Source organism: Tropicimonas sp. IMCC34043 (assembly GCF_003390845.1).
In the GTDB taxonomy this organism is placed as follows: Bacteria; Pseudomonadota; Alphaproteobacteria; order Rhodobacterales; family Rhodobacteraceae; genus Tropicimonas.
This window is the reverse complement of the sequence record NZ_QMEK01000003.1, coordinates 299933-321679: the sequence shown is the minus strand read 5'-3', so window position 1 is coordinate 321679 and position 21747 is coordinate 299933. Positions and strand designations below refer to the sequence as shown.

Sequence of the window (21747 nt, the reverse complement as noted above, 5' to 3'; positions counted from 1 at the left end):
CGCCAGCCTCTCGACCGCGTGCCCGGCTCGCCCCGCGCGCTTTGCCCTAGTCCGCTTGCGGCAACGCCCCCCCGGCCCGGCCGCCGGCGCGCGACAGCACCGGGGCAAGGGCGGTGATCATCAGCGCGGCGACCGCGAGGATCGCAAAGGCGAAGCGCAGCGAGGTCACCTCGGCCACGAAACCGATCGCCGGCGGCCCCATCAGCAGCGAGCCATAGCCAAGCGTGGCGACCGATGCGATGCCCCGGCCCGGCGGGATCAGCGGATCGGCCGCGGCGCGGCTGTAGGCCAGCGGCACGACGGCGGCATAGCCAAGCCCCATAAGCACATAGCCCAGCAAGGCCGGAACGAACGCAGGAACCAGCACGACGATGGCAAGCCCAACCGCGGCCGAGATCCCGGACAGGCGGGCAACGACGACCGGGCCGAAACGGGTGATCAGCCGGTCCGCGACCAGCCGCATCGCCACCATGGTCACCGAAAAGACCGCATAGCCCAGCGTCGCATGCGCCTCGCCCACGCCGACGATGTCCTTGAGGTAGATCGCGCTCCAGTCCGCAACCGACCCTTCGCCGAGGCCCGAGGCCATGGTGATCAGGCCGACCGCGATCAGCGCCCCGCGCGGAAAGGCAAAGACCGGGCCATCGTGGCTGTGGGCGCTGGTCTGGGACTTCCAGGGCAGAGTCAGGAACGGCCCGAGCAGCAGCGCGCCCAGCACCGCGGCGGCGATGAAATGCACCGGCACTGCCAGCGACAGGCTGGCCGCGGCAAAACCCGAGGCGGCACCAAGCCCGGCGCCAAGGCTCCACATGGCGTGGAACGAGGACATGACCGAATGGCCGATGCGTTTTTCCACCTCGCCCGCCCAGGAATTCATCGTGACATCCATCGCCCCGTGCATCGCGCCAAAGACGAACAAGGCCGCGCCCAGCCAGACCGGCGAGGGCGCAAGCGCGATCAGGATCAGTGCCAATGGATAGCCCGCGGCAAGCCAGCGGGTGACGGAAACAGCCCCGCGGCTGTCCGACAGCCGGCCGGCGAGCGGAAACGAGATCAGCGCGCCGATTCCCATGCAAAGCAGCAATACGCCAAGCTGCGCCCGGCCGAGGCCGTGGTGATCGACCACGGCAGGGATGCGCGAGGCCCAGACCCCAAGCAGGATGCCGTTCAGCGCAAAGGATGCGGCAACGGCACGCCACGGCGTTCGCAGACGCGCACGGGCGGGGGACGCTCCGGGCACTCGTATTTCAGACATGGCGCACCTCCAGGACGGCATCGGAAAGGGCGGCGGTTTCGGCGCCGCCAGCATCGGTAATCAGCAGATCGAGGTCGGCGCAAGCCACCACCCGGTGGCGCGCCCGTCGGCCCAGCTTGGCCGCACCGGTCAGCACCACGGCTCGGGGTGCGGCAGAGCACATCGCCCGCTTTACCGCCGCCTCGTCGGGATTGTCGGCACTGAGGCCGAAGTCGGCCGAAAGTCCGCAGGCGCCCAGAAAACACAGATCGGCCGCGATGTCGGCAATCGCCGCAACAGCCGCCTGCCCCACCGCGATCCCGCCAAAGCCCGAAAGCCGGCCGCCGACCAGAATCGTCTCGATGCCCTTCGACATCGTCGCCAATGCCACCGCCGGGGCGGGCGTAACCACCAGCGCCCGCGGCAGCGCCGGCAGGCTGCGGGCAAGCCGCATGACCGTACTGCCGCCATCGAACATCAGCACCATGCCGTCCTCGATCAGCGACAGCGCCGCCGCCGCGATCCGCTCGGCCGCGTCGTCCGCGGTCATCAATCGCTCCAGCACCGGCCCCGCGGGTGTGACAACCGGCAAGGCACCGCCACGCACCCGACGAACGGCGCCCGCCGCCTCGAGCGCCAGCAGATCGCGGCGGATCGTGTCGGGCGAGACGCCGAACTCTTCGGCAAGGCCGGAAAGCGACAGCGGAAGTCCCTGGGCCGCACGCTCGGTGAGGATCGACTGTCTGGAATCAGGGGAATTGAGGGGCGAGTTCATGGTTTGCAATTTCCTGCACAATATTGCATATAAATGCACTATCATGCAGGCGGCGTCAAGCCGGTGCGACGATCTTGATCCGAGATCCTTGCCGTCCAGAGGTTTCTCGTCCGCAATCGCACTCACCGCGATCATCGTTTATTGGCCATGAGTCCCGACCCAAACGACATAGAAAAATGATATTTCAATAAGATAAAAGACAAGAGCCCATCCCCCTGAAGGATGAGCTCTTTCTGTTGGTTCCCTCGTCCATCGGCCGGACAATCCGGACCGACGGGCAGGTTATGCGATCATCGTGGACCCCTGTTTGCAAAAAGGGGCAAACTATCGGTCACAAAACACACTTACTCGCGATCAGACATCCATCAGCCGCACTTTGAATGCCCGCAGTTCGAACAGGTCATGCAGCCCTCGATCATCCGCATGGAATATTGCCCGCAGCTGGGGCAGGCCGGGCCGTGCGGCCGTTCGCCGACTGCGGCGCGTTCCGACTGAGGATCGGCCTTCAGCCCCATCCCCTCGCCCTCGATGAAGCCGATCGAGACCAGATGGCATTCGATCACGCCGCCGATCGCCGCGAGGATCGAGGGGACATAGCGGCCCTGCATCCAGGCGCCACCGCGCGGATCGAACACGGCCTTCAACTCCTCGACCACAAAGCTCACATCGCCGCCGCGCCGGAACACCGCCGAGATCATCCGCGTCAGCGCCACGGTCCAGGCATAATGCTCCATGTTCTTCGAGTTGATGAACACCTCGAAGGGGCGGCGATGGCCGTTCAGCACGATGTCGTTGACCGTGATGTAGATCGCGTGCTCGCTGCCCGGCCATTTCAGCTTGTAGGTATGACCGTCGAGCGCCTGCGGCCGGTCGAGCGGCTCGGACAGGTAGACCACATCGGCGCCGGTATCGAGCTCGGGCACCGTTTCCTGCGCCTCGCTCACCGCCAGCACCGACCCTGTCACCGCGTTCGGCCGATAGGTGGTGCAGCCCTTGCAGCCCTGATCCCAGGCCTGCATGTAGACTTCCTTGAAGGCGTCGAAGGGGATGTCCTCGGGGCAGTTGATGGTCTTCGAGATCGAGCTGTCGACCCAGGTCTGGGCCGCCGCCTGCATCCGGACGTGATCGGACGGCGAAAGGGTCTGGGCATCGACGAAGTGATCCGGAAGCGGGGCATCGCCGAACTTCTCGCGCCACATCTGCACGGCATAGTCGACCACCTCTTCCTCGGTGCGCGACCCGTCCTTTTGCAGCACCTTGCGGGTATAGGCATAGGCAAAGACCGGCTCGATCCCCGAGCTTACGTTGCCCGCGAGCAGGCTGATCGTCCCGGTCGGCGCGATCGAGGTCAGCAGCGCATTGCGGATGCCGCTGCTACGGATCGCGTCGCGCACATCCTCGTCCATGTGCTGCAGCGAGCCGCTTTGCAGGTATTTGTCCGCGTCGAACAGCGGAAACGCGCCCTTTTCGGCCGCCAGATGCGCCGAGGCCAGATAGGCGGCGCGGGCGACCCGGTGCAACCAGCGCTCGGTCTGACGCGCCGCCTCGTCCGAGCCGTAACGCAGCCCGACCATCAGCAGCGCATCGGCAAGACCTGTGACGCCAAGCCCGATACGCCGCTTGGTGCGCGCCTCTTCGGCCTGCTGGGGCAGCGGAAAGCGCGAGGCATCGACCACATTGTCCATCATCCGGACCGCAGTCGCGACCAGCTCTTCCAGCTCGCCCTCGTCGATGTCCGCGCCGTCCGCGAACGGGGATCGCACCAGCCGCGCAAGGTTGATCGACCCCAGCAGACAGGCGCCATAGGGTGGCAGGGGCTGCTCGCCGCAGGGATTGGTGGCCGCGATCGTTTCGCAATACTTCAGGTTGTTCATCGTATTGATGCGGTCGATGAAGATCACGCCCGGCTCGGCCTGGTCATAGGTCGACTGCATGATCCGGTTCCACAGATCCCGCGCCGGCAGCGTGTGATAAATCGTGCCGTCGAACTGCAATTCCCACGGCTCGTCGGCCTTGACGGCGGCCATGAAGGCGTCGGTCGCCAGCACCGACATGTTGAACATGCGCAGACGGGCCGGGTCGGATTTTGCGGTGATGAAGGCCTCGATGTCGGGATGATCGCAGCGCATGGTTGCCATCATCGCCCCGCGCCGGCTGCCCGCCGACATGATGGTGCGGCACATGGCGTCCCACACATCCATGAACGACAGCGGGCCCGAGGCGTCGGCCGCCACCCCCTTCACGTCCGCGCCGCGCGGCCGGATGGTCGAGAAATCATAGCCGATCCCGCCGCCCTGCTGCATGGTCAGCGCGGCCTCTTTCAGCATGTCGAAGATGCCCCCCATGCTGTCGGGGATCGTGCCCATGACAAAGCAGTTGAACAGCGTCACGGTCCGACCGGTGCCGGCGCCGGCAATGATCCGTCCCGCAGGCAGGAAGCGGAAATCCTCCAGCGCGGCATAGAATCGATCCTCCCACTCGGCGGGCGCGGCCTCGACCTCGGCCAGAGAGCGGGCGATTCGGCGCCAGGTATCCTCGACCGAAACGTCCACCGGGGCGCCATCGGCGCCCTTCAGGCGATACTTCATGTCCCAGATGGACTCGGCGATCGGGGCGGTGAAGCGGGTCATAGGCATTTCCTTCCGGCTGCGGCAGAGGCACCACATAAAGCGTGTTTTGGCGGAGCGCCACCAAATGTTGCGGCTGTCACTCGCTTTTTATCCTAGCACGCTTTGCCTTCCAGACGAACGGCGATAGACACCGTATGTGCGATCTTCCCCGGGGGACTCTTTGGAACCGTCCGTTCATCTTGTGAAACTCTGCGTCGGCGCCGACAGCGTCGAGGACCTGAGCCTGTGGCAGCACGCCAACCGCCACCGATGGCCGGACGGCCTGCCGCGCCACGTCACACGGATGTGGCCGAAGCGTGAGGCCGAGTTGCTGGAGGGCGGTTCGCTTTACTGGGTGATCAAGGGCGTGATCCTTGCCCGCCAGCGCATATTGCGTCTGGACGAGCAGATCGGCGAGGACGGCATCAGGCGCTGTGCGCTGGTGCTCGACGCCGAGATCCGCCGCACCGAGCCTGCCCCGCGGCGCCCGTTCCAGGGTTGGCGCTATCTCACCCCCGGGGACGCTCCACGCGATCTGGCCGAGGCCCGCGCCAGCGACGATGTGCTTCCGGCGGAATTGACCGCAGCACTCGCCGAGATCGGGGTTCGCTGAAACCCGCGCCCTGCCCGCTTTGGTCCGGCCCATCGTTTCCCCGGACGGGACGAGCCCGCCCGGCACGCCTGCGCGCGATTTGCCGTTGAGTCACAACGAGGTATTGGCCTAACGAGGCCCCGGGCCGAGTGTGCCGCGGAAGCAGAGATCTGATCATGGAATACTGGGTTGTGGCCGGGCTTGCGGCGTTTCTGATGGGCCTGTCGAAGGGCGGCATTCCGATGATCGCGATTCTGTCCGTGCCGCTCATGTCTCTGTTCATGGAGCCTGCGCAGGCGGCGGGGCTTTTGCTGCCGATCTATATCGTGGCCGACTGGTACGCCGTGTTTCTGTTCCGAAAGGCATTCTCGGCACGCAACCTGAAGATCCTGCTGCCCGGCGCCCTGTGCGGGATCCTGATCGGGTTCTTCGCCGTTTCCTATGTGCCGGGCGCGCTGGTGAAACTGCTGGTCGCGGGGATCGGCATTTCCTATCTCGTCAATGCGCTGCGCCACCGTTTTGCAAAGGTGAAGGCCCCGGCAAGAACGGCCGATGTCCCGCGCGGGCTGCTCTGGGGGGCGCTTGCCGGATTGACGAGCTATATCAGCCACGCCGGCGGACCGCCGTTTCAGGCCTATGTTCTGCCGCAGAAGCTCGACAAGATGGTCTATCTTGGCACGGCGACAATCTTCTTCACTGTCGTCAACCTGTTGAAGGTGCCGCCCTTCATCCTGGCCGGGCAGATCACCTGGGAAAGCTTCACGCAGGCAATCTGGCTGGCACCGATGGCGCTTGCCGGCGCGTGGAGCGGGGCGGCCATCTCTCGCGTGCTGCCCGAGCGGGTCTTCTTCCTGCTGGTCGAGATCGCGCTGGCGATCGTGTCGGTGAAGCTGCTCTACGAGGTTGCCTTCGGCTGACATCGGCGGCCGGGGCCGCGGACCTAGCGATAGGTTCGCTCCTCAAGCGCGACGTCGTCCATCAATGTGCCACATGCCGCAATGAAGGCTTCCTCGGCGTCGGGCAGTTTCCGGCGCGGATTGGTGAGCAGGTAGAGGTTCACCAGCGGCAGCGCGTCATAGGGCGGCAGTTGCCGCAGGCGCCCAAGTTCGACATCACGCTGCGCGACATGCAGCGGAAGCGCCCCGATGCCGATGCCCGCCACGATCATGCGCCGCAACTCGTGCAGGTTCGATGAGACGCCGCGCCAGCCGGGGGCAAGCTTTGCCCGCGCCCGCAACTGTGCAACCGGCCGCAATGCGCCCTGATCCGACTCGGTCTGGAACGACACCGAGGTCTCGCCTTCGAGGTCCGGCAAAGTGATTCTCTTGCGGTCGAACAACCGGTGTCGCGGGCCGCAGAACAGCCCGAAGTATTCGCGGTAAAGGATCCGCGCTTTCAAGTTTGATGGAATCTTGTGCAACAAGCATATTCCAAAGCTCACGCGGTTCTGTCGGACACGGGCCTCGATCTCCTCGCTGTCGGCCACGGTGACGGAGAACGTCACTTTCGGATGCGCCATGGCAAAGCCGTGAAGCGTGTCGTCCAGGTGCGGCGAGATCACGTGGGACGTCGTGGTGATCGAGATGTGGCCGCGCAGTTCCTCGCCGCCAACTGCCAGCAGCGAGGGAAGCTGCGAGACCGCCCCGAAGACCAGCGAACATTCCTTGTAGAGCAGGCTTCCCGCGCGCGTGACGCTGAATTCGTTGGGTTTCCGGATGACAAGCTCGTGGCCCGTCGCATCCTCGAGCCGCTTCAATGCAGCCGAAATCGTCGGCTGTTTCAGGCCCAGAAAATCCGCCGCCCGCGAGATCCCGCGCTGTTCGACCACCACCATGAAGGTGCGCAGAAGGTTCCAGTCGAGCGTCCAGGGAAACCGCTGCTCATAGGGCTTCATCATAGATCCTGTCTATAATATGAATTGGTATTATTTATTTGCGCGATGCGCAGTCACATGCAAGCGTTTTGCAAAGAAGGCCCTTCAAGGGGTCCCGCATTCGGGAAAAGCCGTCAGCAAACCGCGCAGACGCCACATCATAATCCAGCAGGAGAGCACCATGACACATCGCAGAGCTTTCATTACGACGTTTCTGACCGCCGGCGCCCTTGCCGTCACGGGCATGACCTTTCCGCTTGCCGCCAGTGCGGACGAGCTTGAGGCGCTGAAGGAAAAGGGCGTGATGCGCATCGCCATGTCGGGCGCCTATCCCCCGTTCAACTTTGTCAACGATTCCAACGAGGTCGTCGGCTTCGACCCGGCCATCGGCACCGAGATCGCCAAGCGCATGGGGCTTGAGGTCGAGATTGTCACCACGGCCTGGGACGGCATCATCGGCGGGCTTCTGGCCAACAAGTACGACGCCGTCGTCGGCTCGATGTCGATCACGCCCGAGCGTGCCGAAGTGGTCGATTTCGTCGGCCCCTACTACACCACCAAGCGTGCGATCTTCGTCCTGCCCAGCAGCGGGATCACCAGTGCCACGCAGCTCGACGGCAAGAAGATCGGCGTGACGCTGGGCGAGACCCACGAGGAATGGGCCCGCGAACAGGGGTATAACGTGCGCACCTACAAGGGCCTGCCCGAGCTGCTGCTGGAGCTTCAGAACGGCCGTGTCGATGCGATCGCAAACGACTCGATCGCCGCGATCCTCGCGATGAAGGAAAACGGCTATGACTATGTCATGATCGACGACTTCGAGACCGAGGAATTCGGCGCCGGCATCGCGATCCGCAAGGGCAACCCCGAGCTGCACGCGGCGATGCAATCGGCGCTGGATGCGCTGATGGAAGACGGCACCTATCTTGAGATCGCAAACGAGTGGGTCGGCGGCGACATCCGCTGAACCTTGACCCTTCCAGGATCCTCCGGGGCAGCCCCGGAGGGTCTGAAATCCTACCGGGACATTCCATGACAACCGACTATGGCAAGCTGACCTGGGAACAGGTGCGCGACATCGACAAGGATCGCGTGGTGATCCTGAACGTCTCGGCGACCGAGGACCACGGGCCGCACATGCCGCTCGACACCGATACGGTGCTGGGCATGGCGGTTGCCAATGGCGTGGCTGCGGCGGCGCCTGACGAGGTTCTGGTGATGCCGCCCGTTCCCTATGGGTTCAACGAGCACCACAAGGATTTTCCGGGCGTGATCTGGATCCAGCCCGAAACGCTGATCGCCTTTGTCACTGACGTGACGAAATCGCTGGCGCACCACGGGTTCCGGCGCATCCTGCTGCTGAACTCGCATGGATCGAACCATCCGGTTCTGGACCTCGCGGCGCGCAAGACGGTGATCGAGACCGGGATCATCTGCGTCTCGGCCTCGTACTGGAACCTCTGTGCGGACCGGATCAACGAGGTGCGAAAGTCCGACATCGGCGGCATCGCACACGCGGGCGAGTTCGAGGCGGCGATGTATCTGCACCTTCATCCGGAACACGTGCATCTGGAAAAGGCGGCGAACCAAAACCTCCACGATCCCGACAGCCGGTTCTTCAACCTCGATCTGGCACGGGGCGGCGGCAAGGCCATGTTGATGCGCTGGTGGTCGTCGGTTTCCGCGGACGGGACAATGGGCGACCCCACGGTCGCCGATGCCGAGACCGGGCGAAAGTTTCTGCAGGCGGCAATCGAGGAAACCACGGCGCTGGTGCGCGAGATCCGTGCCTTGCCGATGCTGGACCGCCAGGACCATCACTGACAATCGACGGACCCGAACGAGGTAGGCGATGGATACCGAACTGATGCTGAAGGTCTATCCCTTCTTTCTGAAGGCGGCCTTGGTCACAGTCGAACTCTCGATCCTGACAGGGATCCTCGGGCTCAGTTGCGGAGCGCTCGGGGCGGCCGCGCGGCTGTCGCGCTTCCGGTTCCTGCGGTTCCTCGGCGCGGCCTATGTCAGTGTCTTTCGCGGCACGCCGGCACTGATCCAGTTGTTCATCCTCTATTTCGGCGGGCCGCAGATCGGCATCCAGCTCGATGCCTTTCAGGCCGGGGTGATCGGGCTTGGCGTCAACATCGGCGCCTACATGACCGAGACCATGCGCGGCGCCATCATTTCGGTCGACAAGGGCCAGCGCGAGGCCGCGCGCACGCTTGGCCTGTCGCAGTTCCAGACATTCCGCAAGGTGACGCTGCCACAGGCGATGCGGCTGATGATCCGTCCGCTTGGCGTCAACATCAACGCGCTGATCAAGGGCACGGCGCTGGTCGCCGCAATCTCGGTGGTGGAACTGACCTACACCGCGCAGCGCTATATCGGATCGACCTACAAGCCGTTCGAAATGTTCCTGATCGCGGGGGTCCTCTACATGATCATCATCTACGGCACCGGCCGCGCGGTCGCCTGGCTGGACCGGAGGGCGAGGATCGTATGACCGCCATCGCAACAGAAGGAGAACGCCATGGGGCTTGATTTCTCCGTCGTCCCGAAGTTCTTCGACATCCTCCTGCTGGGAGCGTTCTGGACCATCGCGATCACCGTCTCGTCGGCAATCCTCAGCTTCTTCGGCGGGATCGTCTTTGCCGTCATCACGCTTTATGCGCCGTGGTTCATCCGCCTGCCGTTCCGCGCCTTCGAATGGCTGTTCATGGGCACGCCGCTGCTGCTGCAACTGTTCCTGATCTATTTCGGGCTGGTGCAGATCGGCATCGACCTGCCGGCCTTTGTCGCGGGGGTGATCGGGCTTGGCCTGCACTTTGCCGTCTACAACTCCGAACTGATCCAGACCGCCATCATCGCGGTCGACCGCGGCCAGATGGAGGCGGCGCGCACCCTTGGCCTGTCGCGCGGGCAGGCGCTGCGCAAGGTCGTCATCCCGCAGGCGGTGCGCGACGTGATCCCGCCGATCGGCAACAACATGATCGCGCTTCTGAAGGACAGTGCCCTCGTGTCGGTGATCGGCGTGTCCGAACTGACGCTGTCGGCGCAACGCGCGATCGGGCGCACCTATCGGCCGTTCGAGTTCTACATCGTCGTCGCGGCCTTCTACTACGTCATCAACCTCGGGATGGAGGCGGTTCTGCGCCGGATCGAGCGCCGCAGCCAGCTCTCCCGTTGACCTTTGGGGATCAGACATGACCGCAAGCCAGCCCTTCATCGAAGTCCGCCAGGCCCGCAAATGCTATGGCGAGATCGAGGTGCTCAAGGATATCTCTCTGACCGTCGATCGCGGCCAGATCGTTGCCATCATCGGCCCCTCGGGGTCGGGGAAGTCGACGCTGTTGCGGGCGATCAACGATCTCGACCCGCTGACGGCGGGCGAGGTCTGGCTCGACGGCGTGCGGGTCAACAAGACCCTGCCGCACCGCCAGTATGAAAAGCACATCAACCAGATGCGCCAGCACATCGGCATGGTGTTCCAGCACTTCAACCTGTTCCCGCACCTGACCGTGCGCGACAATGTCACCATGGCGCCGAAGCTGCTGAAGGGTATCTCCGACAAGGAGGCCGACAGGCTTGCCGAAGAGCAACTGGCCCATGTCGGCATGCTGGAGCGGATCGACTATTTTCCCTCGCAGCTTTCGGGCGGCCAGAAGCAGCGCGTGGCGATTGCCCGCGCACTTGCCATGAAACCCAAGCTGATGCTGTTCGACGAGGCGACCTCGGCGCTCGACCCCGAGCTGGTCGAAGAGGTCAACCTCGTCATGAAGAAGCTCGCCGAAGAGCACATGACGATGATCATCGTGACCCATGAAATGGATTTCGCCGCTTCGGTCTGCGACCGCGTCATCTTCATGGACGGCGGCGTCGTGGTCGAGGAAGGCCCGCCAGAGCTGGTCTTTCGCAACCCGACCCAGGACCGAACCCGAAACTTCCTGCGCAAACATCTTGAAGGTGCAAAATGACGACGAAACCGTCGCATCTGTTTTACCAGTCGCGCCAACCACGGCCGTTCCTGGACCGTGGCGAGGGGATCTATCTCTTCGATCAGTCCGGCAAGCGCTATATCGACGGCTGCTCTGGGGCGATGGTGTCGAACATCGGCCATTCCAACCCGCGGGTGCTGGCCAAGATGAAGGCGCAGATGGACAAGGCCACGTTCGGCTATCGTCTGCACTTCCGCACCGAACCGTCGGAGAAGCTGGCCGCCAGGACAGCCGCCCTGATGCCCGCCGGTCTTGACCGGGTGTTCTTTGTCTCGGGCGGCTCCGAGGCGGTCGAGACCGCGACCAAGCTTGCCCGGCAATATGCGCTGACGAGGGGAGAGGCCGGCCGCTACAAGGTCATCTCGCGCTTCCCCTCCTATCACGGCTGCACGCTCGGGGCGCTTGCGCTGACGGGCTATGACCCGCTTGCGCGCCCCTTCGATCCGATGATGCGCGACATGCCGAAGATCGCAGCACCCGCGACCTACCTCGACCGCGACAACCTTTCCGAGGACCAGCGCGGCATCAAATATGCCGAGCTTCTGCGCGAGAAGATCGAGGCCGAAGGCGCGGAAACCGTGCTTGCCTTCCTGATGGAGCCGGTGGGCGGTGCCTCGACCGGGGCGCTGGTCGCGCCCGACAGCTATTATGGCCGGATCGCCGAGATCTGCCGCGAATACGGCATCCTGCTGATCTATGACGAGGTGATGACCGGCGCCGGGCGCACCGGCAAGTTTCTTGCCGCCGAACACTGGGGCATCACGCCAGACATCATCGCCATGTCAAAGGGCTTTGCCGCCGGCTATGCGCCGCTTGGCGCCGTGGCTGCACGCACCGACATTGTCGAGGCGGTGCTCGATGCGGGCGGCTTCCTGCACGGGTTCACCTATGCCGGCAATCCGCTTGCCTGCGCTGCGGGGCTTGCCGTGCTGGAGGAACTGGAGGAACAGGACATCGTCGCCAATGCGGCGAGGATGGGGGATCTGCTGAAATCCCGGCTTGAAGCCCTGATGGCGCGTTATCCCTTCATCGGCGATGTGCGCGGCAAGGGGCTGCTGCTGGCCTTCGAACTCGTCGCCGACCGCGAGACGATGCAGCCACTGCCGAAGGCGTGGAACCTCTACAACGAGCTTGTCGAAATCGCCTATGCCCGCGGGCTCATCATCTATTCGCGCCGCACCCGTGGCGGTGTCGAGGGCGATCATTTCCTGGTCTGCCCGCCGCTGATCGTGACCGCGGCACAGATCGACGAGATCATGGAGATCCTGATAGAAAGCCTCGATGCGCTGGCCGAGAAGTTCGCCCTGCCGGTGCTGGAACCGGCGCACGCGCCATGAGGCTGTCAGACAAATCGACCACGATCGAGGCGGCCATCGCCGGGATCGCGGACGGGGCCACGGTCATGGTCGGCGGCTTTGGCGTGCCCGGCACGCCCTTTGCCCTGATCCAGGAGCTGCGGCGCCAGGGGCAGAAGGACCTGACCCTGATCAAGAACGACGCCAACGAGGCCGGGATGGGCATCGACCATCTGATCGCGGGCGGTCAGGTGCGCAAGCTGATCGTCACCCATATCGGGCTGAACCCGCACGCGGTCGCCCGGATGAACAACGCCGAGATCGAGGTCGAATTCTGCGCCCAGGGCATCCTTGCCGAACGGATCCGGGCGGGCGGCGCCGGGTTGCAGGCGATCCTGACCGACATCGGGGTCGATACCGATCTGGCGCAGGGCAAGCAGGTGGTCGAGATGAACGGCCGCCGGCTGCTGGTCGAAACCGCGCTGCGGGCCGATGTGGCGCTGATCCACGCGGCCCGGGCCGATCCGTTCGGCAATCTCGCCTATGCCGCCACCGCGCGCAATTTCAACGTCGCCATGGCGATGGCCGCGGCCCGCGTCATCGCCGAGGCCGAGACGCTGGGGCCGCTCGGCACGCTTTCGGCCGAGGCGGTCGAGACGCCCGGCGCCTTTGTCGATCACGTGGTCGCCCTTGGCGCACTTTCCGAGGAGTACGGCATTGTCCGACGCTAGATCCCGCATGGTCGCCCGCGCCGCCCGCGAAATCCGGCCGGGCATGGTGGTCAATCTCGGCATCGGCCTGCCGACCAAGGTGGTGAACCACCTGCCCGCCGACTTCCCGGTCTGCCTGCATTCGGAAAACGGGCTGACCGGCATCGGCCCGACGCTGCCCGACGAGACCGCCGACCGCAACCTGATCGATGCGGGCGGCGCCTATGTCTCGACCATCCCCGGCTCGGCGTTCTTCGACAGCGTGGTGTCGTTCTCGCTGGTGCGCTCGGGGCGGCTCGATCTGACCCTGCTTGGCGCATTCGAGGTTGCAGGTAACGGCGATCTGGCCAACTGGAAGATCCCGGGCAAGTTCTCGCCCGGTGCCGGGGGCGCCATCGAACTGGCGCAAAAGGCACGGCGTGTCGTGGTCATGACCACCCACGTCGACCGCAAGGGCAACCCGAAACTGCTGGCCGCCTGCTCGCTGCCGCTGACGGCGCGCGGCTGTGTCGTGCGGATCTATACCGACATGGCGGTGGTCGACATCACCGAGGCGGGCTTTGCGCTGTGCGAACTGGCCGAGGGCGTGAGTGCCGCCGATGTCAGGGCGGCAACCGGCGCCCCGATCGCCATCCCCGACACCGCCATCCCGACGTTCTGAGGCCAATATGGACCACGATCTGCAAACCCGCATTCTGGCAGCGGTCGACACGCTGTTCGACGACGAGATCGCCTTTCTGGGCGCGTTGACCGCGCACCCCTCGACCCGAGGCAACGAACAGAGCGCGCAGACCTTCATGGCGGGCGAACTCGACGCCCGCGGGATGGCGGTCGACCGCTGGATGATCGACGTTGCCGAAATCCGCGACATGCCGGGATTTTCGCCCGTACTCGGCTGCTATGAGGACGCCGTGAACGTGGTCGGCGCACATCGCAGTGCGACCCGCAAAGGCCGCTCGCTGATCCTCAACGGCCATATCGACGTGGTGCCCGCCGGGCCGCTCGACATGTGGGACAGCCCGCCCTTCGCACCCCATGTCAGTGACGGCTGGCTTTATGGCCGCGGGGCCGGCGACATGAAGGCGGGACTTGCCTCGAATCTCTACGCGCTCGATGCCCTGCGCCATATCGGGCTGGCACCCGCCGCGGACGTGTTCTTCCAGTCGGTGGTCGAGGAGGAATGCACCGGCAATGGGGCGGTTGCCTGCCTTCAGCGTGGCTATCGGGCCGAGGCGGCGCTGATCCCCGAACCCTTTGGCGAGGCGCTGGTCACATCCCAGCTTGGCGTGATCTGGGCACAGGTTCACCTGAAAGGGTTGCCGACCCATGTCGCCTATGCCGGAAGCGGCGCAAACGCCATCGAGGCGGCGATCCCGCTGATTGCGGCGCTGCACGGGCTGGAGGAACGCTGGAACGCGCCAGAGAACCGCCATGCCGATTTCGCCCATGTGCATCACCCGATCAACCTGAACATCGGCCGGATCGAGGGTGGCGACTGGGCAAGTTCCGTCCCCGCCTGGTGCGTCTTTGACATGCGGATCGCGATCTTTCCGGGGCAAGACATTGCCGCCGCGCAGGCCGAGATCGAGGATGCGCTGATGGATGCCGCGCGTGGCAACGCCTTCCTCAAGAATGCCCTGCCCGAAGTCGTCTGGCACGGCTTTCTCGCCGAAGGCTATGCGCTGTCGGCCGACCGGGGCGCCACCGCCGCCGCGGCCATCGGCGCGCTCGATGCCGCGCATATTGCGGTGCAGGGCCGGCCGCTCGACCGCGCGGCCATCACCGCGACCACCGATGCGCGGTTCTTCGGCCTCTATGCCGATACGCCAGCGCTGGTCTATGGCCCGCGGGCCGAGGCGATCCATGGCTTCAATGAGCGGGTAGAGCTGGAAAGCGTCCGCCGCATCACCCAGGCCACCGCCCTTTTCATTGCCGACTGGTGCGGCGTCGAACAGATCTGAGAACCCCATGCGCGAAGCTGTCATCGTCTCTACCGCCCGCACCCCCATCGGCAAGGCCTATCGCGGGGCGTTCAACAACCTCGAAGGGCCGGCGCTCGCCGCCCATGCGGTCCGCGCCGCCATCGCCCGCGCCGGGTTGGATGGCCCCGAGGTCGAACAAGCCGTGTTCGGCTCGGCGCTGACCCAAGGCTCCACCGGGATCAACGTTGCCCGCCACATCGCGCTGGCCGCCGGCCTGCCCGACAGCGTCGCGGGCCTGACAGTCGACCGGCAATGCGCCTCGGGGCTCGATGCCATCGCGGCGGCTGGTCATATGGTTGCGCTAGAAGGGGTCGAGGTCGCCCTGGCGGGCGGGCTCGACAGTATTTCGCTGGTCCAGAACGATCACTGGAACGGCTATCGCTATCGCGCACCGGGGGTGCCCGAGCGATATTACCTGTCGATGATCGAAACCGCCGAGATCGTCGCAGACCGCTATGGCGTCAGCCGCGCCGCGCAGGATGCCTACGCCTTCCAGAGCCAGCAGCGCACGGCCGCCGCGCAGGCCGCCGGACGCTTTGCCGACGAGATCGTGCCGGTCGATGCGACGATGATCGTGACAGACAGGGCCACGGGCGAAACACGGGAACAAGCGGTGCGGCTCGAGGCCGACGAATGCAACCGGCCCACGACCGCGCCCGAGGGTCTGGCGGCGTTGAAGCCGGTGCTTGGCCCCGGCAAATGCGTGACCGCGGGCAATGCGAGCCAGTTGTCCGACGGCGCGGCCGCCTGCGTGGTGATGTCGGAAAGCGAAGCCACGCGCCGCGGGCTTGCGCCGCTTGGCGCTCTCCGCGGCTTTGCCGTGGTGGGCTGCCCCCCCGAGGAAATGGGGATCGGCCCGGTGCTCGCCATCCCGCGACTGCTGTCCCGCCATGGCCTGAAGGCAAGCGACATCGATCTGTGGGAGATCAACGAGGCCTTCGCCGCACAGCTCGTCCATTGCCGCGACAGGCTCGAGATCCCCGACGACCGGCTCAACGTGAGCGGCGGCGCCATATCCATCGGCCATCCCTATGGCATGTCGGGCGCGCGCATGGTCGGGCATATCCTGCTGGAAGGCCGCCGCAGGGGCGCGCGCTGGGGCGTGGTCTCCATGTGTGTCGGCGGCGGTCAGGGTGCGGCAGGCCTGGTCGAGATATTTTGAGCGGACGTCCGGTGCCGTGCACGCCGCCTGTGCCGCTTACAGTCGCTCGACGGCCGTCCGAGCGATCCGAATGGCCGGCATTTTCGCCCGGCACCCTCTGTCATCGTGCGCCGCCCGGGCCGTTCGGGTCGGTTTGAGAATTGTGCCCGCCCCGTGGTTTGATATTGCTGGGTCACGTTACATGCGGACGTGGCGAAATCGGTAGACGCGAGAGACTTAAAATCTCTTTTCCTCAGTGAAGTACGGGTTCAAGTCCCGTCGTCCGCACCAACAAATTCCACAAGTGTATTTTGCTTCCGTATCTTAGGAGACAGACAGGCTCTGATGGTGTGACCACGCCCGACGGCATCGATGTGCCAAGGTGGAGCTGGAACGTTACACAAGGGAGAGCGGTCACATCGTCAGAGCCCGTCGAAGCACATGGTCACGAGGTCAGTGAACTTCGCTCGATTTGACCGACCCGACACGAAAGACAGTCCCGCTATTCGAGTCGAATAACTCTGCAGCGTTTCCTTTCCCATTTTGCCCTCAGTTGCATCAATGCTAAAATCTCTCTGACACTTCGGCGGATCAAAACCTTCAGGGAGGAGACTTTGATGTTAAGAACGTTGTTAATTACTGTCTTGGCCGCGGGATTGCCGATTTTGGCGGCCGCGCAAGACGATCAAAAACCCAATATCCTGGTAATCTGGGGCGACGATATCGGTCAATCCAACATTTCGGCCTATACCAAGGGTCTGATGGGCTATCGCACGCCCAATATCGACCGGGTGGCCGAGGAAGGCTTGATCTTCACCGACTACTACGCCGAGCAGTCCTGCACCGCCGGTCGGTCGTCCTTCATCACGGGGCAGTCCGTATTCCGGACAGGTCTGTCGAAGGTCGGTATGCCCGGCGCGGCCGAGGGCATGCAGATCGAGGATCCGACCATCGCCGGTCTTCTGAAGGCGCAAGGATACGCCACCGGGCAGTTCGGCAAGAACCACCTCGGCGACCGGGACGAGATGCTGCCGACGAACCACGGCTTCGACGTGTTCTTCGGCAACCTCTATCACTTGAACGCCGAGGAAGAGCCCGAGAACGAAGACTACCCGGCCGGTGCAGAGTTCCGCGAGCGGTTCGGTCCGCGGGGCGTAGTGCGGTCTTTCGCCAATCCGGACGGCACGCAGACGATCGAGGACACCGGCCCCCTGACAAGCAAGCGCATGGAAACTGTCGATCAGGAAACGCTCGATGCCGCCATCGCTTTCATTCGTGAGAAAGACGCCGAAGGCACGCCCTGGTTTGTCTGGTGGAACGGCACCCGGATGCACTTCCGGACCCATGTCAGCGACGAAATGCGGGAAATGGCCGACCAGATCACCGGCAAGCACATGGACGAATACCAGGCGGGGATGATCGAGCATGACATGCAGGTTGGTCAGCTTCTCGACCTGCTCGATGAGCTTGGCATCGCAGACAACACCTTCGTCGAATACTCCACCGATAACGGCCCGCACATGAACACCTGGCCTGATGCCGGCATGACGCCGTTCCGGGGTGAGAAGAATACCAACTGGGAAGGGGCCTTCCGCGTGCCGGCGATGGTGCGCTGGCCTGGGCGGATCGCTCCGGGCAGCGTCTCCAACGAGATCATGCACCATATGGACTGGCTGCCGACCTTCCTTGCGATGGCAGGTCAACCGGACATCAAGGAGCAGTTGCTGGAGGGCATTACCGTCGCCGAAGTGGGCGGGGGGCGCGACTATCGCGTCCACCTCGATGGCTACAACACGCTGCCCTACCTGCTGGGTGAGGAAGCAACCTCGCCGCGCCACGAGATCCTCTACTTCTCGGACGACGGCGATCTGACTGCGCTGCGCTGGAACGACTGGAAGGCGATCTTCCTTGAGCATCGTTATCCCCAGACGCTGCGGGCCTGGGCCGAGCCCTGGACGCAGCTGCGCATTCCGCTGCTGTTCAACCTGCGGCGCGACCCCTATGAACGCGCGCAGATCACGTCGAATACCTATTATGACTGGTATCTGGACCGGGCTTTCGTTCTGCTCCCGGCGGCCGATTACATCGGCACTTTCCTGGCGACATTCCAGGAATTCCCGCCCCGCCAGAAGCCCGGCAGCTTTACCATCGGCGAAGCCGCCGAGATGATCACCACGGGCGCATCCGGCGCGCAATGACCGGCATTTGAACAATCAGGCGACCCATTCAGGTGGGTCGCCCTTTAAATCTGACTTTGGCGCCAGGCTTATGCTGGCACAGGCTTTCCCGGCGATCCTGGCCGCTCGCCTCGATGCATGTGGCGCCGCTCTGGCAAGGCATTGATTGGCGCAGGCCGGACCGGGTCAGGCGACTTGTCCGCCTGAAATACTCTTTATGGTGCCTCGGTCGATCCGTTGTCGTCCGCACCATGTCGAAAGACGCCGACAAGACGTTTGAACAACAGGCCTTCGCGCTCGGTCTGCGCCCGGCAAGGGTCGGTTTGATCATGTCGGCTGGACCCGACGGCGAATGGCTCCGGCAAGCCCGAATAGAACATTCAGGCTTGCCGGCGCTCTACCCGGCCAGCGTCTGCCGCGCACGCAGGGCACGGTACAGGCCGTCCCTGCGTGCCATCAGATCCGCCGGAGTGCCGTCCTCGACAATCTGCCCGCGATCGAAGACGAGTATGCGGTCCATCCGTTCCACAGTGGCCAAACGGTGCGCGATCACCAGGGTCGTGCGCCCCTCCATGAGCCGCTCTGCGGCTTCGGCAACCTGCGCCTCGGACTCTGAATCGAGCGAAGATGTCGCCTCATCCATGACCAGGACAGGCACATTCGACAGGAATGCCCGCGCGATGGCCACCCGTTGACGCTCGCCCCCCGACAGCTTGACGCCCCTTTCGCCCACCTCCGTGCCAAAGCCCTTGGGCAGCCGTTCGATGAAGCCAGCAGCCCCCGCGCGCTCCGCAGCGTCACGGATTTCCTGCATCGTGGCACCGGGGCGCGCATAGGCGATGTTCTCGGCAAGAGAGCGATGGAACAGGACAGGATCCTGCGGGACAAGCGCGATATGCCGACGCAACGCATCCAGGGGAACCCGCGCAATGTCGACACCGCCGAGCGTGATCGTACCCTCGTTGATTTCATGAATCCGCTGAATCAGTTTCACGAAGGTTGTCTTGCCCGACCCCGACCGACCGACCAGCCCGACCTTTTGACCCGCCGGTATGGAAACGTCCAGATTGGCAAAGAGCGGCGTCGCAGCCCCTGCGTATCCATAGCCGACACGGTCAAACGCCAGCGCCGCCGCACGGGGCGACAAGGCCGTTTCGGGCAGTCTGGCGACGGATTGTTCGCGGGTCGCGACCATCAGGTCGACCAGTTCTTCGGCGTCGTTGACGGCCTTTTGCAGCCCGCGCACATGGTTTCCCATCTGGCGCAAATACCCGTCGAGCATGCCAAGCGCCGAGACGACGAAGGCAATCTCGCCGGCATCGGCCAGATCGCGGGTATAGGCGACCAGCGCCCCGCCCAGGACCGTCGCCCGCAAGGCCCAGATCGTCATGTCCTGAGACAGTCCAGACCATGTGCCCCGCCGCCACGTCCGCCGGGTGCGATGCGCCCATTTGGACAGCACAAGCCCCAGCCGCGCGTCCTCGCGCAGCTCTCCCGCATGGGCGCGCACGACCCCGTTGGATGTGATGGCATCGGCCAGCGCGCCGGATACCCGGCTGTCTTGCGCGTTGGCCAGACGGGCCGCCGGAGCCACCCAGAACAACGTCAACGACAGGGAGAGAACTAGAAACACGAGTGCGCCGACACCGGCGACAAGCCCTACCTCCCAGCGAAACGCCGCCAGCGTTCCGATGGTGCCCAAAAGGATCAACATCGAAGGCAAAAGCGCCAGCAACAGCAGATCGGCCATTTCATCCAGCGCCCAGGCCCCGCGTGTGATCTTGCGCACGGTGGATCCGGCAAAGGCGTTCGCATGCCAGTCGGCCGGCAGCCGTTGAACATGCGCGAAGGCCTCGGCCTCGGCGGCACGCATCGAGGGAATGGTCAGCTCGATGATGGAAAAGTAGCTCTGGATCTTGGCCGCAACGGACAGGGCGCCCAGACCGAGGAGCGCCGCGAAGGCTGGCCAGGGCGTTTCAGCCGCCGCGACCGCCTGGACAAGGCGACCGGTAAAGACGGGCACGCAGAGGTCGGCGGCCGTTGCAATCAGGACCACCGCCAGGACGGCAACGACCTTTCCGCCTTGGCGCATCCAAAGACGGAAGGTGAACGAGAAAACGCGCGCGAATGCGCTGTCGGTCGAAAAAGGGAACATGAACGTCTCGCAACCGTGTCGGCTGCGCCTTGCGAAGTATTTGGAGAGCAGGTCCTGTGTGGACCGGGGGATCTGCAACTTTGGGCGAGATACGCCGCAGAAGTGTCAGGTCAGGGCGGCTCCGAAACGGGAGCGGCCCGGGAGGAAGCGATAAGCGATAGCCATGTGCGCCCTCCTGGCAAGGTGTGTCATTGGGGATCTCTTATGCGGCGGCCACCTTGTCCGTCAAGTGCAACTTGAACGATAGGCACCCGAAGTGTCATCGGCCCATCGCGGCCATCACAGACGGCGAGCGCCAGGGCGAGGGTCTGTTTGCCGCCTCCACGGTGGAACGCGCCCCAGGCTTTTGCCGCGCCGCGGGCGCCGAGCCGCTGCGCGGTTCTCTGGATATCCGAAGCTTCCCGGGCCCTGGGGCGCAGATAGCCGGTCCGCCTGTGCCGCCCCGGCGTGGTCCGCGCAATCCCGGAGCCCTTGCGGGGTCTATGCCCGGCTCTTCCGGCCCGGCAGACGGATCCCGTTCGAATGGGCGATCCTGTCGCCCCGGTTCATCCCCGCGCGTGCGGGGAACAGGTTTTCACCTTCCTGAAGCGCTCATGTCCGAACGGTTCATCCCCGCGCGTGCGGGGAACAGTCGGGGTAGATATCGCCCGCCGGCTCCCAATACGGTTCATCCCCGCGCGTGCGGGGAACAGGACGTAGAAGTTTGCCATAGCTCTCTGATCCTCGGTTCATCCCCGCGCGTGCGGGGAACAGGACCGGACATGATTTCTGCGAAGGCGGTCATTCGGTTCATCCCCGCGCGTGCGGGGAACAGACTTCCTGCAGCCTATTGACCTGCCACGCTTTTCACAATGTCAAAGAACCTACCGGACCACGCCGCTCACGCTTTGCGGAACTGAACCAGCGTCAATCCGTCGAACTCCACCGGGACGCGGCGGTTGTCCCCGATGGTGCGGAACTCAAATCCCTGGTCCGTCGGCGCGCGCCAGACCATCACGGCGTCGCCGCCTTCGATATAGGCCACAACCTGTTCCCGGATCCGCTCCCGCGTTCTGGCCGAGTAGTCGCCGACAAAGACGCCGGCCCGGATCTCCAGCAGCCAGGCCGCCAGCCGCCCCCGCAGCCGGGGCGGGGCAGTTCGCCCGGCTCCAGCATCAGCCCCGCGAGCCCGCCGACCGGGATATGGGTGCGCGTGCCGTCGGAATTGACCGC

The 21747-nt window shown here is 64.5% G+C and carries 18 protein-coding genes, 1 tRNA gene, 1 pseudogene and 1 CRISPR repeat array; of the genes and pseudogenes, 14 read left to right on the top strand and 6 right to left on the bottom strand.

The features are described from left to right. Positions 1 to 46: 46 nt before the first annotated feature. The 3 genes from DQG17_RS14035 to DQG17_RS14025 all read right to left on the bottom strand — a co-directional run bounded on the left by DQG17_RS14035 (position 47) and on the right by DQG17_RS14025 (position 4639). Complete coding sequence (locus DQG17_RS14035; protein ID WP_116133467.1) at positions 47 to 1255, bottom strand: MFS transporter; 1209 nt, start codon at positions 1253 to 1255, stop codon at positions 47 to 49. Further along, complete coding sequence (locus DQG17_RS14030) at positions 1248 to 2009, bottom strand: DeoR/GlpR family DNA-binding transcription regulator (protein ID WP_198666124.1); 762 nt, start codon at positions 2007 to 2009, stop codon at positions 1248 to 1250. Before DQG17_RS14030 ends, DQG17_RS14035 begins: the two co-directional genes overlap by 8 nt. Before the next feature lie 365 nt (positions 2010 to 2374). Next, on the bottom strand, positions 2375 to 4639 hold the full coding sequence (locus DQG17_RS14025) for an adenosylcobalamin-dependent ribonucleoside-diphosphate reductase (protein ID WP_116133465.1): 2265 nt from the start codon (positions 4637 to 4639) through the stop codon (positions 2375 to 2377). Between the two features lie 160 nt (positions 4640 to 4799). On the opposite strand from DQG17_RS14025, the gene DQG17_RS14020 reads away from it, so the two are divergent. Further along, the gene (locus DQG17_RS14020; RefSeq protein ID WP_116133464.1) at positions 4800 to 5231 is read left to right on the top strand and encodes a DUF1489 family protein; all 432 of its coding nucleotides are present in this window, start codon (positions 4800 to 4802) and stop codon (positions 5229 to 5231) included. Positions 5232 to 5386: 155 nt separating this feature from the next. Beyond that, positions 5387 to 6127, top strand: a complete 741-nt coding sequence (locus tag DQG17_RS14015; protein WP_116133463.1) for a sulfite exporter TauE/SafE family protein — start codon at positions 5387 to 5389, stop codon at positions 6125 to 6127. Between the two features lie 23 nt (positions 6128 to 6150). Here DQG17_RS14015 and DQG17_RS14010 read toward each other — a convergent pair whose 3' ends face one another. Beyond that, positions 6151 to 7104, bottom strand: coding sequence for a LysR family transcriptional regulator (locus DQG17_RS14010; protein ID WP_232829445.1), 954 nt, complete (start codon positions 7102 to 7104; stop codon positions 6151 to 6153). A gap of 160 nt (positions 7105 to 7264) precedes the next feature. On the opposite strand from DQG17_RS14010, the gene DQG17_RS14005 reads away from it, so the two are divergent. The 12 genes from DQG17_RS14005 to DQG17_RS13950 all read left to right on the top strand — a co-directional run bounded on the left by DQG17_RS14005 (position 7265) and on the right by DQG17_RS13950 (position 18401). Continuing rightward, positions 7265 to 8050 (top strand): transporter substrate-binding domain-containing protein, encoded by a 786-nt coding sequence (locus DQG17_RS14005; protein ID WP_116133461.1) that lies wholly within the window; start codon positions 7265 to 7267, stop codon positions 8048 to 8050. A gap of 65 nt (positions 8051 to 8115) precedes the next feature. Beyond that, complete coding sequence (locus DQG17_RS14000) at positions 8116 to 8907, top strand: creatininase family protein (protein WP_116133460.1); 792 nt, start codon at positions 8116 to 8118, stop codon at positions 8905 to 8907. A gap of 28 nt (positions 8908 to 8935) precedes the next feature. Further along, entirely contained in the window at positions 8936 to 9583 is a 648-nt protein-coding gene (locus DQG17_RS13995) for an amino acid ABC transporter permease (RefSeq protein ID WP_116133459.1), read from the top strand. Between the two features lie 27 nt (positions 9584 to 9610). Then, positions 9611 to 10267, top strand: a complete 657-nt coding sequence (locus tag DQG17_RS13990; RefSeq protein WP_116133458.1) for an amino acid ABC transporter permease — start codon at positions 9611 to 9613, stop codon at positions 10265 to 10267. Positions 10268 to 10283: 16 nt separating this feature from the next. Then, positions 10284 to 11054, top strand: a complete 771-nt coding sequence (locus DQG17_RS13985; protein ID WP_116133457.1) for an amino acid ABC transporter ATP-binding protein — start codon at positions 10284 to 10286, stop codon at positions 11052 to 11054. Further along, on the top strand, positions 11051 to 12412 hold the full coding sequence (locus DQG17_RS13980) for an aspartate aminotransferase family protein (protein WP_116133456.1): 1362 nt from the start codon (positions 11051 to 11053) through the stop codon (positions 12410 to 12412). Before DQG17_RS13985 ends, DQG17_RS13980 begins: the two co-directional genes overlap by 4 nt. Then, a complete protein-coding gene (locus DQG17_RS13975) occupies positions 12409 to 13101 on the top strand; it encodes a CoA transferase subunit A (RefSeq protein WP_116133455.1) in 693 nt (230 codons plus the stop codon). Before DQG17_RS13980 ends, DQG17_RS13975 begins: the two co-directional genes overlap by 4 nt. Beyond that, positions 13088 to 13741, top strand: coding sequence for a 3-oxoacid CoA-transferase subunit B (locus DQG17_RS13970; protein ID WP_232829444.1), 654 nt, complete (start codon positions 13088 to 13090; stop codon positions 13739 to 13741). Before DQG17_RS13975 ends, DQG17_RS13970 begins: the two co-directional genes overlap by 14 nt. A gap of 7 nt (positions 13742 to 13748) precedes the next feature. Then, complete coding sequence (locus tag DQG17_RS13965; protein WP_116133453.1) at positions 13749 to 15041, top strand: ArgE/DapE family deacylase; 1293 nt, start codon at positions 13749 to 13751, stop codon at positions 15039 to 15041. A 7-nt stretch (positions 15042 to 15048) separates the two neighbouring features. Further along, positions 15049 to 16224, top strand: coding sequence for an acetyl-CoA C-acyltransferase (locus tag DQG17_RS13960; protein ID WP_116133452.1), 1176 nt, complete (start codon positions 15049 to 15051; stop codon positions 16222 to 16224). A 183-nt stretch (positions 16225 to 16407) separates the two neighbouring features. After that, positions 16408 to 16494 (top strand) — tRNA-Leu (locus tag DQG17_RS13955). Between the two features lie 326 nt (positions 16495 to 16820). After that, positions 16821 to 18401 carry an arylsulfatase gene (locus DQG17_RS13950; RefSeq protein WP_116133451.1) on the top strand — a complete coding sequence of 527 codons (1581 nt, stop codon included), beginning with the start codon at positions 16821 to 16823 and terminating at the stop codon, positions 18399 to 18401. A gap of 376 nt (positions 18402 to 18777) precedes the next feature. Here DQG17_RS13950 and DQG17_RS13945 read toward each other — a convergent pair whose 3' ends face one another. Continuing rightward, positions 18778 to 20535, bottom strand: coding sequence for an ABC transporter ATP-binding protein (locus tag DQG17_RS13945; RefSeq protein WP_116133450.1), 1758 nt, complete (start codon positions 20533 to 20535; stop codon positions 18778 to 18780). 541 nt (positions 20536 to 21076) lie between these two features. Next, positions 21077 to 21349: a CRISPR direct-repeat array (repeat unit 29 nt; unit sequence CGGTTCATCCCCGCGCGTGCGGGGAACAG). Between the two features lie 66 nt (positions 21350 to 21415). Next, a pseudogene (gene cas2e / locus DQG17_RS13940) lies at positions 21416 to 21661 on the bottom strand (type I-E CRISPR-associated endoribonuclease Cas2e); the annotation flags it as partial. Positions 21662 to 21747: the final 86 nt, after the last annotated feature.

Bases quoted from the DNA above. Each gene is read 5' to 3' on its own strand.
- DQG17_RS13965 (WP_116133453.1), top strand. From the start codon at position 13,749: ATGGACCACGATCTGCAAACCCGCATTCTGGCAGCGGTCGACACGCTG.
- DQG17_RS13975 (WP_116133455.1), top strand. From the start codon at position 12,409: ATGAGGCTGTCAGACAAATCGACCACGATCGAGGCGGCCATCGCCGGG.
- DQG17_RS13950 (WP_116133451.1), top strand. From the start codon at position 16,821: ATGTTAAGAACGTTGTTAATTACTGTCTTGGCCGCGGGATTGCCGATT.
- DQG17_RS13980 (WP_116133456.1), top strand. From the start codon at position 11,051: ATGACGACGAAACCGTCGCATCTGTTTTACCAGTCGCGCCAACCACGG.
- DQG17_RS13945 (WP_116133450.1), bottom strand. From the start codon at position 20,535: ATGTTCCCTTTTTCGACCGACAGCGCATTCGCGCGCGTTTTCTCGTTC.
- DQG17_RS14035 (WP_116133467.1), bottom strand. From the start codon at position 1,255: ATGTCTGAAATACGAGTGCCCGGAGCGTCCCCCGCCCGTGCGCGTCTG.
- DQG17_RS13960 (WP_116133452.1), top strand. From the start codon at position 15,049: ATGCGCGAAGCTGTCATCGTCTCTACCGCCCGCACCCCCATCGGCAAG.
- DQG17_RS13985 (WP_116133457.1), top strand. From the start codon at position 10,284: ATGACCGCAAGCCAGCCCTTCATCGAAGTCCGCCAGGCCCGCAAATGC.
- DQG17_RS14025 (WP_116133465.1), bottom strand. From the start codon at position 4,639: ATGACCCGCTTCACCGCCCCGATCGCCGAGTCCATCTGGGACATGAAG.
- DQG17_RS14015 (WP_116133463.1), top strand. From the start codon at position 5,387: ATGGAATACTGGGTTGTGGCCGGGCTTGCGGCGTTTCTGATGGGCCTG.
- DQG17_RS13995 (WP_116133459.1), top strand. From the start codon at position 8,936: ATGGATACCGAACTGATGCTGAAGGTCTATCCCTTCTTTCTGAAGGCG.
- DQG17_RS14010 (WP_232829445.1), bottom strand. From the start codon at position 7,104: ATGAAGCCCTATGAGCAGCGGTTTCCCTGGACGCTCGACTGGAACCTT.
- DQG17_RS13990 (WP_116133458.1), top strand. From the start codon at position 9,611: ATGGGGCTTGATTTCTCCGTCGTCCCGAAGTTCTTCGACATCCTCCTG.
- DQG17_RS14005 (WP_116133461.1), top strand. From the start codon at position 7,265: ATGACACATCGCAGAGCTTTCATTACGACGTTTCTGACCGCCGGCGCC.
- DQG17_RS14030 (WP_198666124.1), bottom strand. From the start codon at position 2,009: ATGAACTCGCCCCTCAATTCCCCTGATTCCAGACAGTCGATCCTCACC.
- DQG17_RS14000 (WP_116133460.1), top strand. From the start codon at position 8,116: ATGACAACCGACTATGGCAAGCTGACCTGGGAACAGGTGCGCGACATC.